Source organism: Bacillus methanolicus MGA3 (genome assembly GCF_000724485.1).
Lineage (GTDB): Bacteria > Bacillota > Bacilli > Bacillales > Cytobacillaceae > Bacillus_Z > Bacillus_Z methanolicus_A.
On record NZ_CP007739.1, the window covers coordinates 1,179,174 to 1,195,653 of the forward strand.

17 protein-coding genes are annotated in these 16,480 nt (G+C 39.4%); all 17 read left to right on the forward strand.

Translation table 11 applies throughout. The features are described from left to right. Positions 1-65: 65 nt before the first annotated feature. Positions 66-458 (forward strand): YlqD family protein, encoded by a 393-nt coding sequence (locus BMMGA3_RS05835; protein WP_003349004.1) that lies wholly within the window; start codon positions 66-68, stop codon positions 456-458. A gap of 8 nt (positions 459-466) precedes the next feature. Continuing rightward, complete coding sequence (gene rimM, locus BMMGA3_RS05840; RefSeq protein WP_003349005.1) at positions 467-985, forward strand: ribosome maturation factor RimM; 519 nt, start codon at positions 467-469, stop codon at positions 983-985. Further along, complete coding sequence (gene trmD / locus BMMGA3_RS05845; protein WP_003349006.1) at positions 982-1,725, forward strand: tRNA (guanosine(37)-N1)-methyltransferase TrmD; 744 nt, start codon at positions 982-984, stop codon at positions 1,723-1,725. The genes rimM and trmD overlap by 4 nt, the downstream gene beginning before the upstream one ends. 138 nt (positions 1,726-1,863) lie before the next feature. Further along, on the forward strand, positions 1,864-2,208 hold the full coding sequence (gene rplS / locus BMMGA3_RS05850) for a 50S ribosomal protein L19 (RefSeq protein WP_003349007.1): 345 nt from the start codon (positions 1,864-1,866) through the stop codon (positions 2,206-2,208). A gap of 305 nt (positions 2,209-2,513) precedes the next feature. Then, entirely contained in the window at positions 2,514-3,065 is a 552-nt protein-coding gene (gene lepB / locus BMMGA3_RS05855) for a signal peptidase I (protein WP_003349010.1), read from the forward strand. Between the two features lie 20 nt (positions 3,066-3,085). Next, entirely contained in the window at positions 3,086-3,958 is an 873-nt protein-coding gene (gene ylqF, locus BMMGA3_RS05860) for a ribosome biogenesis GTPase YlqF (protein ID WP_003349012.1), read from the forward strand. 92 nt (positions 3,959-4,050) lie between these two features. Continuing rightward, positions 4,051-4,830: a ribonuclease HII gene (locus tag BMMGA3_RS05865; RefSeq protein ID WP_003349016.1), complete on the forward strand. Its 780-nt coding sequence runs from the start codon at positions 4,051-4,053 to the stop codon at positions 4,828-4,830. Between the two features lie 4 nt (positions 4,831-4,834). After that, positions 4,835-6,130, forward strand: a complete 1,296-nt coding sequence (locus BMMGA3_RS05870) for a hypothetical protein (RefSeq protein WP_038502107.1) — start codon at positions 4,835-4,837, stop codon at positions 6,128-6,130. Next, positions 6,127-6,417, forward strand: coding sequence for an EscU/YscU/HrcU family type III secretion system export apparatus switch protein (locus BMMGA3_RS05875; protein ID WP_003349022.1), 291 nt, complete (start codon positions 6,127-6,129; stop codon positions 6,415-6,417). Before BMMGA3_RS05870 ends, BMMGA3_RS05875 begins: the two co-directional genes overlap by 4 nt. A gap of 204 nt (positions 6,418-6,621) precedes the next feature. Further along, positions 6,622-7,779 carry an ADP-forming succinate--CoA ligase subunit beta gene (gene sucC / locus BMMGA3_RS05880; RefSeq protein ID WP_003349024.1) on the forward strand — a complete coding sequence of 386 codons (1,158 nt, stop codon included), beginning with the start codon at positions 6,622-6,624 and terminating at the stop codon, positions 7,777-7,779. Between the two features lie 19 nt (positions 7,780-7,798). Next, positions 7,799-8,701, forward strand: a complete 903-nt coding sequence (gene sucD, locus BMMGA3_RS05885; RefSeq protein ID WP_003349026.1) for a succinate--CoA ligase subunit alpha — start codon at positions 7,799-7,801, stop codon at positions 8,699-8,701. Between the two features lie 85 nt (positions 8,702-8,786). Next, positions 8,787-9,647 (forward strand): DNA-processing protein DprA, encoded by an 861-nt coding sequence (dprA, locus tag BMMGA3_RS05890; RefSeq protein ID WP_003349028.1) that lies wholly within the window; start codon positions 8,787-8,789, stop codon positions 9,645-9,647. 288 nt (positions 9,648-9,935) lie between these two features. Beyond that, positions 9,936-12,011 (forward strand): type I DNA topoisomerase, encoded by a 2,076-nt coding sequence (gene topA / locus BMMGA3_RS05895; RefSeq protein ID WP_003349030.1) that lies wholly within the window; start codon positions 9,936-9,938, stop codon positions 12,009-12,011. A gap of 150 nt (positions 12,012-12,161) precedes the next feature. Next, a complete protein-coding gene (gene trmFO / locus BMMGA3_RS05900; RefSeq protein ID WP_003349032.1) occupies positions 12,162-13,469 on the forward strand; it encodes an FADH(2)-oxidizing methylenetetrahydrofolate--tRNA-(uracil(54)-C(5))-methyltransferase TrmFO in 1,308 nt (435 codons plus the stop codon). A gap of 61 nt (positions 13,470-13,530) precedes the next feature. Next, positions 13,531-14,433 (forward strand): tyrosine recombinase XerC, encoded by a 903-nt coding sequence (gene xerC, locus BMMGA3_RS05905; RefSeq protein WP_003349034.1) that lies wholly within the window; start codon positions 13,531-13,533, stop codon positions 14,431-14,433. Positions 14,434-14,454: 21 nt separating this feature from the next. Beyond that, positions 14,455-14,997 (forward strand): ATP-dependent protease subunit HslV, encoded by a 543-nt coding sequence (gene hslV, locus BMMGA3_RS05910; RefSeq protein ID WP_003349036.1) that lies wholly within the window; start codon positions 14,455-14,457, stop codon positions 14,995-14,997. 18 nt (positions 14,998-15,015) lie between these two features. After that, complete coding sequence (hslU, locus tag BMMGA3_RS05915) at positions 15,016-16,422, forward strand: ATP-dependent protease ATPase subunit HslU (RefSeq protein ID WP_003349037.1); 1,407 nt, start codon at positions 15,016-15,018, stop codon at positions 16,420-16,422. The last annotated feature ends 58 nt before the right edge of the window (positions 16,423-16,480 follow it).

The following is a 16,480-nucleotide window of genomic DNA, read 5'->3' on the forward strand; positions in this document are numbered from 1 at the left end:
CTTTTTTTCAATAAAATGAAACTTTTTTAAGCAGCGCGGACAAATTGTTATAAGGAGGCGCCAAAGTGAAAATTCTCCAAACTGTTGTGGTGAAGCAAATTTTAACCGAAAACAGCCGAAACGAGTTGCTGGAAAAATATCGTTCAAAAAAACGGCAGCTTGAAAAAGAAACAGACCAGCTGCGTTTTGAATTGCGAAAGTTCGAGAAATCAAAAAAGTTCCAGCCCGAAAATGTAAGAAAACACTTTGAAAAAGAGATCCAAATGAGGCAGGAAAAAATAAAACTGTTGGATTTTCAATGTGAACAATTACATATGCTGCCATTAGGAAGCGAACTAAAGGAAACAGAAGTGCAAGCACTTATTGATGTGAATGTAGGCGACCGTTGGGACGAGCTGGTAAATGGAAAGACGATTATCATTAAAGATGGGATTGTAGCAGAAATTCGTGAGAGGTGATCGACTCAATGGGTAAATGGTTCAATGTCGGTAAAATCGTCAATACACACGGAATCAAAGGAGAAGTCAGGGTGATTTCCATAACCGATTTTGCCGATGAACGTTATAAACCCGGCAATACTTTATATTTATTTATGCCGGATTCAAAAGAGCCGATAGAATTAGTTGTAAATAGCCATCGCACTCATAAATCGTTCGATTTATTAACTTTCAAGGGATATGAAAGCATCCAAGAGGTTGAAAAGATGAAGGGCGGCATTTTGAAAATTTCCGAAAGCCAGCTTAAGCCCTTGGAAGAAGGAGAATATTATTTTCATGAGATTATCGGTTGTCTTGTTTATACGACATTCGGTGAAGAAATTGGAAAGATTAAAGAGATTCTTACTCCTGGAGCCAACGATGTTTGGGTGGTAAAAGATAAGGATGGTAAAGAAATATTAATTCCTTATATTGATGAGGTCGTGAAAAAGGTCGACGTAAAAGAAAAAATAGTTCTGATTAAACCGATGGAAGGATTATTGTCATGATGAAAATTGATATTCTCACCCTTTTTCCTGAAATGTTCAGCGGGGTGCTGGGAAACTCCATACTAAAAAAAGCTGCCGACAAGAATGCAGTATCATATAATATCGTGAATTTCCGTGATTTTGCTGACAATAAACATCAAACGGTCGATGATTACCCTTACGGCGGCGGAGCAGGCATGGTTCTAAAGCCACAGCCGATTTTTGACGCAGTTGAATCATTAAAGGAGAAGCATGGCGGTAATGCTTCCAGGGTGATTCTTCTCTGTCCTCAAGGGGAGCGCTATGATCAGCGGAAAGCGGAGGAATTAGCAAAAGAACAACATTTGATTTTAATATGCGGCCACTATGAAGGCTATGATGAACGAATTCGCGAATATCTAGTAACAGATGAGATTTCAATCGGGGATTATGTTTTAACCGGAGGAGAGCTTGGAGCAATGGTGGTTATTGACAGTATTGTCCGGCTTCTCCCCGGTGTTTTGGGAAGCGAAGAATCCCATTTAAGGGATTCCTTTTCAACAGGACTTCTTGAACATCCCCATTATACGAGGCCTGCTGTGTTTCGCGGCATGAAAGTACCTGATATTTTACTGTCAGGAAACCATCGGTTAATAGAAGAATGGAGAGAAAAAGAGTCTTTACGGAGAACTTATTTGCGCCGACCGGATTTATTAGAAAAAATCAGCCTATCTCCTAAACAAGAAAAATGGCTTAACGAAATAAAAAAACAGTACAACTAGCTATTGCAACACAATATGTCATATGTTATGATATCTTTTGTGACTGGGCAAAAGAGTTAGCCTGATGTCTTTTAGAACGATGTTCCGCTGCAGAATAAGTTAGTTATGCAAGAGCATCTGTGGGAGGAGTTGAAAACGATGCAAAAATTAATCGAAGAAATCACAAAAGAACAACTTCGCACTGATATTCCGGATTTTCGCCCTGGAGATACAGTACGTGTACACGTAAAAGTTATCGAGGGTTCCCGTGAACGGATCCAGGTGTTTGAAGGTGTTGTGATAAAGCGTCGTGGTGGTGGAATAAGTGAAACTTTCACTGTACGTAAAGTTTCCTACGGCGTAGGAGTAGAGCGTACATTCCCATTACACACACCAAAAATTGCGAAAATCGAAGTAGTACGCCGCGGTAAAGTCCGCCGTGCTAAGCTTTACTACTTGCGTAACCTTCGCGGTAAAAAAGCTCGTATTAAAGAAATTCGATAATAAGAAATGTGGAAGCGCCTGGATAAGGCTCGACAAGCTCAAGGCGAATCACAAAAGAATCGTTGGATTTTGGAGTGATTTGGCTTGTGGCCTCGAATGCCTTGGCGCTGCTGCTAGAAAATTAAAGGAAAAAGGGGCTTGTGATGCAAGCTCCTTTTTCTCCTTTTCAGAAATATTTTTAAAAAATGAATACTTTGAATTGTAAAATGATATTTAAAAAATTGCACCCATCGTGTTTATTTAAAAAAACTGTTGTAAAATAACCTATGTATACTATTTTTTAAGTTGAAATGGTGGGAAAGAAAATGAAGAAAAGCAAAAATGAGTTTTGGGAATGGACGAAGGCACTAGTCATCGCCGTTCTTTTGGCAGCAGTGATTCGTTACTTTTTATTTGCGCCAATCGTTGTTGATGGATTGTCGATGATGCCGACACTTCAAGACCATGACAGGATGATTGTCAATAAGCTGAGTTATAAGATTGGCAAGCCTAAACGATTTGATATTATTGTTTTTCATGCACCGGAACATAAAGATTACATAAAAAGAGTGATCGGTCTACCGGGAGATCGGATCGAATATAAAAATGATACGTTGTATATTAATGGAAAAGCTTATAAAGAACCGTATTTGGATGAATATAAGAAACAAGTGATAGACGGGCCCCTAACGGATCCATTTACTCTTAAAGAAAAAATTGGACGGGAAACAGTTCCGAAAGGACAGCTGTTTGTTATGGGTGATAACAGACGTTTCAGTAAGGACAGCCGCCACATTGGAACGATTCCGATGGATAAAGTGATTGGGAAAGCTTCTATTATTTATTGGCCGATTAAGCATATTCGCATCGTGAAATAGGTTTTAGGGGAGGTGCGCGTTTGACTATTCAGTGGTTTCCGGGGCATATGGCCAAAGCTCGACGTGAAGTCTCGGAAAAATTAAAACTTGTTGATATCATTTTTGAATTAGTGGATGCAAGAATTCCATATTCTTCACGAAATCCGATGATTGATGAAATTATCCAACATAAACCGAGACTATTGCTTTTAAATAAGTCGGATATGGCAGATCAATCAAAAACAAAAGAATGGATTCAGTATTTCAATATGAACGGAATCCGTGCTCTTGCCATCAATTCCCAGGCGGGAACGGGCATGAAAGAAATTGTTGCTCTTTCAAGAGAAATTTTAAAAGAAAAATTTGATCGGATGAAAGCGAAGGGTGTAAAACCTCGTGCAATCCGGGCGATGATTGTCGGGATTCCAAATTCAGGAAAGTCTACGTTGATTAATCGCCTTGCACGGAAAAATATTGCGAAGACAGGCAATACTCCAGGTGTTACGAAAGCCCAGCAATGGATCAAAGTAGGTAAGGAACTTGAACTTTTAGATACTCCAGGAATTCTTTGGCCGAAGTTTGAAGACGAAGAAGTCGGGTTAAAACTGGCACTTACAGGCGCAATAAAAGATACAATCTTAAACTTGCAGGATGTTGCTGTATATGCCTTGCGTTTTCTTGAAAGGGAATATCCCGACAGGCTGAAAGAGCGCTATCAACTCGAAATCATTTCAGATAAAATAGTAGATCTGTTTAACGAAATCGGAAAACTCCGCGGATGCTTGATGGGCGGGGGCGAAGTTGATTATGATAAAGTAGCGGAGCTCGTTGTCAGAGAAGTACGGACGGAAAAATTTGGTCCTCTCACATTTGAAAGGCCAAAAGACCTGGCAAACGAGGAATCAGGATCATAAAAAAAGTAGAGGCCTCTATAAAAGAGGTCTTTATTCTTTTTAGGAACCATCCGATAATATAATAAATGATTGCTTTTTCAAGGAGAACAGACATGGGGAAATATACGATCGCTGAAATTGAAAAAAAGCTTCTCACTGAACAGCTTGATGCTGAATTTATTAACAGACTTGAAAACGATGATCGAAAAGGCGTTCAACAAGCTTTAAAAAAATGGAAAAAACAGATGCAACAAGAAAAGCAATTAAGAGAAAAGTTTTTTGCAATGATGAAATATGAAGAAAAGTTTTATTCACAAGGCTTTTTAAAGATTGCAGGGATCGATGAAGCTGGAAGGGGCCCGTTAGCAGGCCCGGTAGTGGCAGCAGCTGTTATTCTCCCTCCTGAATTTTATTTGCCTGGCATTGATGATTCAAAAAAACTTTCGAAAGCTAAAAGGGAAGAATTATACGAGATGATCACATCATCAGGGGCCGTAATTGGAATCGGAATGGTTGACTCCGATGAAATCGACCGCATCAATATTTCTGAAGCAGCTAAGAAAGCAATGCTTGAAGCAATAACGAATTTGGATACACATCCAGATTGCTTACTGATCGATGCTATAAAACTCGATACGCCATATCCGTCCGAATCAATTATTAAAGGCGATGCCAAAAGTGTTTCGATCGCAGCTGCATCAATTGTTGCTAAAGTTGTCAGAGACAATTACATGAAGGAAATTGGCTTGCTTTTCCCATCGTACGGATTTGAAAAAAATATGGGCTATGGAACAAAAGAACATCTAGAAGCGATCCAGAGGTTTGGAATAACACCTCACCACCGCAAAAGCTTTGCACCCATTAAACAAATAATTATGGAATCCAGAAGGTGAAGGCATGGAACGAGTTATGCTGACATTGCCGCTATTTAAGCAAAATAATCTTTATCAAAGTGAAGCCGCGGTATTCAGACCTGGTCAGATTTTTCAAGGAAAGGTTACAAAAATTTTTCCGAATCAAACAGCGGAGGTGCAGGTGGGCAGCCAAAAGTTCATTGCCCTTCTAGAAGCCCCGCTTTTTATTCATGAACGCTATTTGTTTCAAGTACAGCCAGGGGAAGGGAAAATTCATTTAAAAGTACTCTCGGCACAAGAAGGCGGACCTGCGTCTATCAACAATGCAGAACAGGCATTAACACTATTAAAATTGCCGGTTACGAAAGAAAATATGGAAATTATCCGCTCATTTTTGCAAAACGAGCTGCCTATATCAAAAGAAATAATTCAGCTTTCTTCAGAATGGCTTAAAACAGCTCCCTCACTAAAAGAAGGGCTTGAAGTGATTAAGCAAATGTTTGTGAAAAATCTCCCATTTAGCAAAGGAATATTTAACGCTCTCTCTTCATTGCAAAAAAACGAACCTCTTCATTCCATTGTCAATAACCTTCTATCTTTATTAAAAGAAACTGAACTATCGGAAACAGGGACGATTCTTAAAAACACTTTGTCAGATTTAATGATGGCCGAAAAAGAAAATGTCTGGGGCCAGTCACAATTAATCGCAGTTCAGTTAAAGAAATTAATTTCTCATTTTGGATTTAATTATGAACATAATCTCCATCAATTCGTAAATAATACGACAAAGAACGAGTTTTTTTATATAGAAATGGTAAAACCGCTTTTAATTAAGTTTTTAAATGAACATCCGCCAATATTCCAAAAAGAAGCGGCTGAACAGTTGCTGAACAGAATAACAGGGCTGCAGGTTCTCTCACAGGAAATTGGGCCCATCATGCAGTTTGCCGTTCAGATCCCGATTTGTTTTTGGAACAAAACAACAGATTTAACGATGCAATGGAGCGGAAGAAGAAAACCGAACGGAAAAATTGATCCGGACTTTTGCCGAATCCTATTTTATTTGGATTTAGAACATATAAAGGAAACAATGATTGATATGCAAGTACAAAACCGAATTATGCGTATCACTGTTATTAATGAGAATCAGGATTTAAAAAAAATAGCCATAAAATTTTTGAATGAGCTTAAAGAAAAGCTTTCCGCTCTTCATTTTCATCTTTCAGCAGTTCATTTTGAAACTCCTCACGAACAACTGCTGAAGCCAAGTCCAGCTTATAAAAAACTTCGGAGTGTGTATGATCCAAACAAGTATCAGGGGGTCGATCTGAAGATATGAACAAAAAGGGCAAGACTGTGCGAAAAGAAGCGATCGCCCTCGGATATGACCAAACGATACACGACGCTCCGAAGGTGATAGCAAAAGGACAAGGGAAAATCGCGGAAAACATAATTAAAAAAGCAAAGGAAAACAATATTCCAATACAGGAAGACCGAAACCTTGTTGAATTGCTTGGTGAACTGAATATTAATGAAAGCATTCCCGAAGAATTATTCAGTGCAGTTGCAGAAGTGTTTGCCTTTATTTATAGGACAGACCGGGAAGCTGGAAGACGAAAGAAATAGAACCACTAAATTTTTTTAATAAAATTTCTATTGCCAAATGATCCACAGTTATTCCTGTAATAGAATAAGAATTGAGGACAATTGAATTCAAAATTCTATGAAAAAATATAACATTTTCAGCATTATGGTAGACAATGTATTTGTCATTATATAAAATGAAAGCGCAGTCTATTTTTTTTGAAGAGATTGATTGGAGGATGGGAAATGAATATCCACGAGTATCAAGGGAAAGAAATCCTCAGAAAATACGGGGTAACGGTTCCAAATGGGAAAGTGGCTTTTACGGTTGAAGAAGCTGTTGAAGCTGCGAAAGAACTCGGAACAGATGTTTGTGTTGTAAAAGCGCAAATACACGCAGGCGGACGCGGAAAAGCCGGCGGTGTTAAAGTTGCAAAAAGTTTAGAAGAAGTGCGTACATACGCTAGTGAGATTTTAGGGAAAACGTTAGTTACTCACCAAACAGGTCCTGAAGGAAAAGAAGTAAAGCGCTTACTTATTGAGGAAGGCTGCGATATTAAAAAAGAATATTATGTAGGATTAGTGCTTGACCGTGCTAAATCACGCGTCGTTTTAATGGCTTCTGAAGAAGGCGGAACAGAAATTGAAGAAGTGGCGGCTAAAACTCCGGAAAAAATCTTCAAAGAAGAAATTGACCCTGTTGTCGGGCTAACTGCATTCCAGGCTCGCCGGATTGCTTTTAATATTAATATTCCTAAGGAATTAGTGAATCAGTTTGTTAAATTTATGATGGGCTTATATCAAGCATATATTGAAAAAGATTGTTCAATCGCGGAAATTAACCCGCTTGTTGTTACAGGAGACGGGAAAGTAATGGCATTGGATGCAAAGTTAAACTTTGACTCAAATGCTCTTTACCGTCATAAAGACATTCTAGAATTACGTGATTTAGATGAAGAAGATCCGAAAGAAATTGAAGCTTCCAAATATGATTTAAGCTACATTTCCCTTGATGGAAATATCGGCTGCATGGTTAACGGAGCAGGTCTTGCAATGGCTACGATGGATATCGTTAAATATTACGGCGGCGAACCTGCAAATTTCCTTGATGTCGGCGGCGGCGCCTCTGCTGAGAAGGTCACGGAAGCATTTAAAATCATCCTTTCTGATCCGAAAGTAAAAGGTATTTTTGTCAATATCTTTGGCGGAATTATGAAATGTGATGTCATCGCTACTGGCGTAGTGGAAGCTGCGAAGCAAGTTGGATTAAACGTTCCATTAGTAGTGCGCCTTGAGGGAACAAACGTTGAATTAGGCAAAAAGATTTTGAATGAGTCCGGATTGAATATTATTGCAGCTGAATCTATGGCTGACGGTGCCCAAAAAATCGTTTCTTTAGTGTAAGGAAGAAAGGGGATTTAAAGTGAGCATTTTCATTAATAAAGATACGAAAGTGATCGTACAAGGGATTACAGGTTCAACTGCCCTTTTCCATACAAAACAAATGCTTGAATATGGAACGCAAATTGTAGGAGGAACTTCTCCTGGTAAAGGCGGCATGGTTGTTGAAGGAGTCCCTGTATTCAATACGGTAAAAGAAGCTGTTGATGCAACAGGTGCCAACGCCTCTGTTATTTACGTACCGGCTCCATTTGCAGCTGATGCCATATTAGAAGCGGTAGAAGCAGAACTTGATCTCGTCATATGCATTACAGAACATATTCCAGTTCTTGATATGGTAAAAGTAAAGCGTTACATGGAAGGCAAGAAAACACGCCTGATTGGGCCGAACTGTCCTGGTGTGATTACTCCGGAAGAGTGCAAAATTGGCATCATGCCTGGCTATATTCATAAAAAAGGGCATGTCGGCGTTGTTTCCAGATCTGGAACATTAACATATGAAGCGGTTCACCAATTAACTCAAGCTGGTATTGGGCAATCTACCGCTGTCGGCATCGGCGGAGACCCTGTAAATGGTACAAACTTTATCGACGTGTTAAAAGCGTTTAATGAAGACCCTGAAACATATGCCGTAATTATGATCGGCGAAATCGGGGGTACAGCAGAAGAAGAAGCTGCACATTGGATTAAAGAGAATATGACAAAACCGGTTGTCGGCTTTATTGGCGGACGCACAGCGCCACCGGGAAAACGGATGGGCCATGCCGGCGCAATTATTTCAGGCGGAAAAGGAACAGCTGACGAAAAAATCCGTGTAATGAATGAGTGCGGCATCGAAGTTGCTGATACACCGGCAGTCATGGGTGAAACATTAATTAAAGTCTTAAAAGAAAAAGGACTTTATGACAAATGTAAAACACATTAATTTTCTTCATAGTCCCTCTTTCTTAGAGGGGCTTATTTCTTCATCTTTCTTATCTATCTCGAAAAATAATATTGGAGGTTGAAAAATGGATAATTTTCGAAACCGGCTTATTCACTTGCATCATTGCCGAGGAATAAGCTGGAAGAATATTTATCATATTCTGAAGCAAGATCCCCAGCTAACATCTCTTTCAAATTTATTTCCTTATTTAAAGGAACACTCCCCTGGTTATCCAGAATGCTTATCAGATCTTAATTCTCATACCATCCATGAACAAATCCGCCAATACCCTTCAAATCAGATCCATGCCATAACGATATTTGATGAAGAATATCCCGCACTTTTAAAAGAAATTTATCAACCGCCATGGGTCATTTATGCTAAAGGCGATCTTTCACTTCTCCATTCTCCTCGAAAATTGGCGGTTGTTGGATCCCGCGAATCAACTGCATATGGCGAAAGAGCCATAAAATACTTGTTTCCGAAGTTAATTGAAAAGGATTATGTCATCGTAAGCGGACTTGCAAAAGGAATCGATGCTTTGGCACACCGTTATGCCATCGAAAATAATGGCCGGACGATCGGTGTCATTGCGGGCGGTTTTTATCACCTTTATCCAAAAGAAACAGCAAAGATGGCAATTGAAATGATGAGAACCCAGCTTGTTATTTCTGAATATCCTCCGGATACAAGACCGACAAGGTGGCAGTTTCCACAAAGAAATAGAATTATTAGCGGCCTTACCTCAGGCACATTAGTAATAGAAGCAAAAAAGAAAAGCGGTTCATTAATTACGGCTAACTATGCACTTAATGAGGGCAGGGAAGTTTTTGCTTTGCCTGGCAGTATATTTAGCATTTATTCGTTAGGAACGAATGAATTGATACAACAAGGAGCAAAAATGGTCATAAACCCTGAAGATATTTTTGAAGAATTTTCATTTTAGCCGCTTTTTGGAATGTTTTATTGACCGTATTGATATAATCAATAAACAAAAAAAACTAGTGACTAGATCTCCAAAGAAAAATTTTTTAACAAAAAGCTTGAAATTATTTCTAAACTGTTATACATTTTGCAACAGGTGTTAGAAATGAGGATTGATGCTATTAATGGATGTTGGTTAAATAAAAACACAGTAGTGTTATCAGGTCTCGAAAAAATCTTTTTTGACAATTTACCATAGATTGCACAATAATAATAGTTAATTTATTATCCCTCTTAAGGAGGCTACTGGATGTCAGATTTTCTTGTAATCGTGGAATCGCCGGCCAAGGCGAAAACGATTGAAAGGTATCTTGGAAAAAAATATAAAGTAAAAGCATCCATGGGGCATGTTCGTGATTTGCCTAAAAGTCAGATGGGTGTTGATATAGAGCATAATTATGAACCGAAATATATTACAATTCGCGGCAAAGGACCAGTTTTAAAGGATTTAAAGACAGCTGCGAAGAAAGCAAAAAAAATTTTCTTGGCAGCTGACCCTGATCGTGAAGGTGAGGCAATCGCCTGGCATCTGGCACATAGTCTTGATATCGATATCAATTCAGACTGCCGGGTTGTTTTTAATGAAATAACAAAAGATGCGATTAAAGAATCATTTAAACATCCAAGGCCGATCAACATGGATCTTGTTGATGCTCAGCAAGCACGCCGGGTTCTTGATAGATTGGTTGGCTATAATATTAGCCCGCTGCTTTGGAAAAAAGTGAAAAAAGGATTGAGTGCAGGCCGTGTTCAATCGGTTGCATTAAGATTAATTATAGACAGGGAAAAAGAAATTAAAGAATTTGTTCCGGAAGAATATTGGACAATTGGTGCAAAATTTTTAAAAGAGAAAGAGGCTTTTGAAGCGTCTTTCTATGGAATCGAGGGGAAAAAGGTTGAATTAAGAACGGAAGAGGAAGTTCAGAACGTTCTTAAGCAGATTAAAGGAGATACATTTAAAGTAACATCTGTTACGAAGAAGGAAAGAAAACGCAATCCGGCTCCGCCTTTTACAACTTCTTCTTTGCAACAAGAAGCAGCTCGAAAGTTAAATTTTCGCGCTAAGAAAACGATGATGCTAGCGCAGCAGCTTTATGAAGGTATTGATCTAGGAAAAGAAGGTACGGTCGGTTTAATTACATACATGAGAACCGACTCAATTCGCGTGTCTGATGTCGCTCAATCTGAAGCATCTCAGTATATTGAAAATGTGTTTGGCAAGGAGTATCTTCAGGAGGAAAAGCGAAAGGAGAAAAAACAATCCAATGCCCAAGATGCCCATGAAGCAATCCGGCCAACGAGCACACTTCGCGACCCTTCAAGTGTAAAAGAGTTTCTGACACGTGACCAGTTTCGTTTGTACAAACTTATTTGGGAAAGATTTGTTGCTAGCCAAATGGCTCCGGCTGTAATGGATACCATGAGTGTCGATTTAAAAAATGGTGATGTTCTTTTCAGAGCGACAGGTTCCAAAATTAAATTCTCCGGATTTATGAAAGTATATGTAGAAGGAACAGACGATCAAACGGAGGAAAAGGAAAATATGCTTCCTGACTTGGCGGAAGGAGATGAAGTGCTTAAAATAGATATTGATCCGAAACAGCATTTCACGCAGCCTCCTCCCCGCTATACGGAAGCCCGCTTGGTAAAAACGCTGGAAGAACTTGGAATAGGTCGGCCTTCAACATATGCCCCGACCCTTGATACGATCCAAAAACGAGGCTATGTTTCCCTTGAAAATAAGCGGTTTGTGCCAACGGAGCTTGGAGAAATTGTATTAGATTTGATTTTAGAGTTTTTCCCAGATATACTAGATGTTGAATTCACAGCGAAGATGGAAAAGGATTTGGATGATATTGAACTTGGCAAAGTTAAATGGGTAAAAATAATTGACGAATTTTATAGGGACTTTGCCACACACCTCGAAAAAGCGGAACAAGAGATGGAAAAAGTTGAAATAAAAGATGAACCTGCGGGTGTGGATTGTGACGTATGCGGCAGCCCAATGGTTTATAAAATGGGCCGTTTCGGAAAATTCATGGCCTGCAGCGATTTTCCTGACTGCCGCAATACAAAACCAATTGTAAAAGAAATTGGCGTGAAGTGTCCGAAATGTAAAGAAGGAAATATTATTGAAAGAAAAAGTAAAAAGCGCCGTTTATTTTTCGGGTGTGACCGTTTTCCTGAGTGTGATTTCATTTCTTGGGATAAGCCTGTTCCTCGCAGTTGCCCTAAATGTGACAGTTTGCTTGTGGAAAAGAAACTTAAGAAGGGCTTCCAAGTTCAATGCATTGAATGTGATTACAAAGAAGAACAGCAAAATTAAGGGTGAGCTCCTTGCTCACTCTTTTCTATTGAACTATTCACATGTAATTTTGTATTGTAAAATGCAATTTGGGCATAAATGTAGGTAAAATGGCAAGGAAGAAAAAATAGATGATATAAAGCTTAATTCACTAATTTGGAGGAACATAGAATGAATGAAACAATGGTGAATGTGATTGGAGCGGGCCTTGCTGGAAGTGAAGCCGCTTGGCAATTGGCAAAGCGCGGAGTAAAGGTCCGGTTATATGAAATGAGGCCGGTAAAACAAACACCTGCCCATCATACAGATAAATTTGCTGAGCTCGTTTGCAGCAACTCATTAAGAGCAAATACATTAACAAACGCTGTTGGCGTTTTAAAAGAAGAAATGAGAATACTTGATTCTGTTATCATCCGTTCTGCAGATGAATGTTCAGTTCCTGCCGGCGGTGCACTGGCTGTTGACCGTCATGAATTTTCGGCTAAAGTAACAGACCGAGTGAAGAACCATGAAAATGTGACGGTTATAAATGAGGAAGTAACAGAAATTCCGGAAGGGCCTACGATCATTGCTACCGGTCCATTAACAAGTGAAGCTCTGTCCGAGCAGCTGCGAAAACTCACAGGTGAAGATTATTTATATTTCTATGATGCAGCGGCTCCTATCATTGAAAAAGATAGTATCGACATGGATAAAGTTTATTTAAAATCCAGATATGATAAAGGAGAAGCGGCTTATTTAAACTGCCCAATGACAGAAGAGGAATTTAACCGCTTTTATGATGCGCTTATATCTGCGGAAACAGTGCCTTTAAAGGAATTTGAAAAAGAAATCTTTTTTGAAGGATGCATGCCAATTGAAGTTATGGCATCCCGAGGAAAGAAAACTTTGCTGTTCGGGCCAATGAAACCTGTCGGATTGGAAGATCCGCGTACAGGAAAGCGGCCGTTTGCGGTTGTTCAGCTTCGTCAAGATGATGCAGCAGGAACACTATATAATATTGTTGGATTCCAAACACATTTGAAATGGGGACCGCAAAAAGAAGTGATCCGCATGATTCCGGGGCTTGAAAATGCAGAAATTGTTCGTTACGGCGTTATGCACCGCAATACGTTTATAAATTCACCGAAAGTGTTAAAAGCAACGTATCAGTTCAAAGACCGGCCTGAATTATTTTTTGCCGGGCAGATGACTGGAGTAGAAGGGTATGTAGAGTCGGCAGCCAGCGGGTTAATTGCCGGTGTTAATGCTGCCCGTCTAATCAATGGACAGGATCCTATTGAGTTTCCTAGTGAGACAGCCATCGGCAGTATGGCAAGATATATCACAACCGCCAACCCGGACAATTTTCAACCGATGAATGCCAATTTTGGTTTGTTTCCAGAGCTTCCGGAAAAGATTAAAGGCAAAAAAGAAAGAAATGAACGATATGCAAAACGAGCATTGGAAACAATTCAGAACTTTGTGAAAAATTTGTAAATTTTGTTGCAAGGACTATTAAATTATGATAATATTTAGAAGTCCTTGTGAGGTGGTGTTCATGAAAGCAAATGTGAACGTTTCATTAAAGTTATTTATTGAATATTTACAAATAGAGAAAAATTACTCACAATATACAATTGAACATTACCGACATGATATCAAGGATTTTTTTATGTTCATGACTGAGCAAATGATCGGCGGCCTGGATGATGTTCAATATTTTGATGTGCGCCTGTATTTGACAAAGCTCTATGAGAAAAAACTTTCAAGAAAATCGGTTGCACGAAAAATATCAAGTCTTAGGAGCTTTTATAAATTTTTGCTGAGGGAAAAGCTTGTAAAAGAAAATCCTTTTGCTCTTGTGTCCATGCCTAAACAAGAGAAAAGGCTTCCCGATTTTTTTTATGAAGAGGAATTGGCTGAACTGTTTAAAGCTTGTGAGGACCATACACCTCTTGGCCAGCGGAACCGGGCTCTTCTAGAAATACTATATGCTACCGGTATTCGCGTCAGTGAGTGCAGCCAAATAAAGCTCTCCGATCTTGATATGTACTTATCAACAGTACTTGTTCATGGAAAAGGACATAAAGAACGGTATGTTCCTTTTGGCAGTTTTGCCCATGAAGCATTGGAAGCCTACATAAATAACGGCAGAAAGAAATTATTAGATGGCAAGGAGACACATGATTATTTATTTGTAAACTTTCGGGGAGGCCCTTTAACAGACAGGGGCATCCGTGTGATTTTAAATTCACTGATTGAAAAATCTTCCTTAAACGGAAAAATCCACCCACATAAGCTGCGCCACACATTTGCAACGCATTTGTTAAGCAATGGAGCTGATATGAGAACGGTGCAGGAGCTTTTGGGGCACGCATTCTTATCATCAACCCAAGTATACACACATGTTACAAATGAATTTTTAAGAAAAACGTATATGTCCCATCACCCGAGGGCATAGACTCCTAAAGGAGGAAGAAACATGTCACAATTTCACGCAACGACGATCTTTGCCATTCAGCATAAAGGAAAAAGTGCAATGGCCGGCGACGGTCAAGTTACGTTCGGTAATGCAGTTGTGATGAAGCATACTGCAAGAAAAGTCCGCAAGTTGTTCAATGGGAAAGTAATCGCGGGTTTTGCCGGTTCAGTTGCAGATGCTTTTACTCTATTTGAAATGTTTGAAGGCAAGCTTGAGGAATTTAACGGCAATTTGAAAAGAGCAGCTGTTGAGCTTGCAAAAAAATGGCGCAGCGACAAGGTGTTAAGACAATTAGAAGCAATGTTAATTGTCATGGATGAAAACCATATGCTTCTAATTTCAGGAACGGGTGAAGTAATTGAGCCGGATGACGGCATACTTGCCATTGGTTCGGGTGGAAATTATGCGCTTTCTGCGGGCCGTTCATTAAAGCGATATGCCGGCGAAGAGCTTTCGGCAAGAGAGATTGCCAAAGCAGCGCTTGAAATAGCAGCGGAAATTTGCGTCTACACGAATCATAATATTATAGTCGAGGAGCTATAACGGGAAGGAAGTGGAATCATGGTGAAAACGACAAATTTAACACCAAGGCAAATCGTTGAGCGGCTTGATCAGTATATTGTCGGGCAGAAGGATGCAAAAAAAGCTGTTGCTGTTGCTTTACGAAATAGATACCGCAGAAGCTTGCTAAGTGAAAAACTTCGGGATGAAATTAGTCCAAAGAATATTCTAATGATTGGGCCTACAGGGGTTGGTAAAACTGAAATAGCCCGGAGGATGGCTAAGCTTGTCGGTGCACCTTTTATTAAAGTTGAAGCAACGAAATTTACCGAAGTTGGCTATGTTGGACGCGACGTTGAATCAATGGTTCGTGATCTAGTCGAAACATCTGTCCGTTTAGTAAAAGAAGAAAAAATGAACAGTGTAAAAGAACGGGCAGAAGAGCATGCCAATCGCAGACTGGTTGAGCTGCTTGTTCCATCAGCCAAAAAATCTTCAAATTATAAAAATCCTTTGGAAATGCTCTTCGGTGGAGGAAATTCTCATTCAGAGTCAGAAGCAAGCACATCTGATGATCAAAGCATTCAAGAAAAAAGGAGAGTAATCAAAGAAAAATTGGCTCTAGGCCAGCTTGAAGATGAGATTGTTACGGTTGAAGTAGAAGAACAGCAGCCTTCAATGTTTGATTTGCTTCAAGGTTCAGGGATGGAGCAAATGGGAGTTAATATGCAGGATGCACTCAGCAGCCTATTGCCAAAAAGACGGAAAAAAAGAAAGCTGCCTGTCCGTGAAGCTCGTAAAGTTTTAACTAATGAAGAAGCCCAAAAATTAATTGATATGGATGAAGTGATTCAGGATGCCGTCAGCCGTGCTGAACAAAACGGTATTATTTTTATTGATGAAATTGATAAAATTGCGAGCAGAAACAGCGGCGGTTCAACAGCTGACGTTTCGCGCGAGGGAGTTCAGAGGGATATCCTTCCAATCGTTGAAGGCTCAACAGTTGTTACGAAATATGGTCCGGTTAAGACTGATCATATTTTGTTTATTGCAGCAGGTGCATTTCATATGGCGAAACCGTCAGATTTAATTCCTGAGCTTCAGGGCCGCTTCCCGATCAGGGTAGAACTGACAAAGCTGACAGTAGATGATTTCTATCGCATATTGATTGAACCAGATAATGCGTTAATTAAACAATATGAAGCATTATTGGAAACAGAAGGTATACAAATTGAATTTTCTGACGATGCTATTCGTAAGATTGCTGAAGTTGCCTATGAAGTGAATCAAAACACTGACAATATCGGAGCACGGAGATTGCACACAATTTTAGAGAAGCTTCTTGAGGATTTATCGTTTGAAGCACCAGACATTACGATGGAAAAAATCACGATCACTCCTCAGTATGTGGAAGAAAAATTAGGGGCAATTTCCCGAAACAAAGATTTAAGCCAGTTTATACTGTAATAGTAAGATGTAAGATTTCAAAGATTGCATAGATAATTAGATATTGAATGAAATGAAA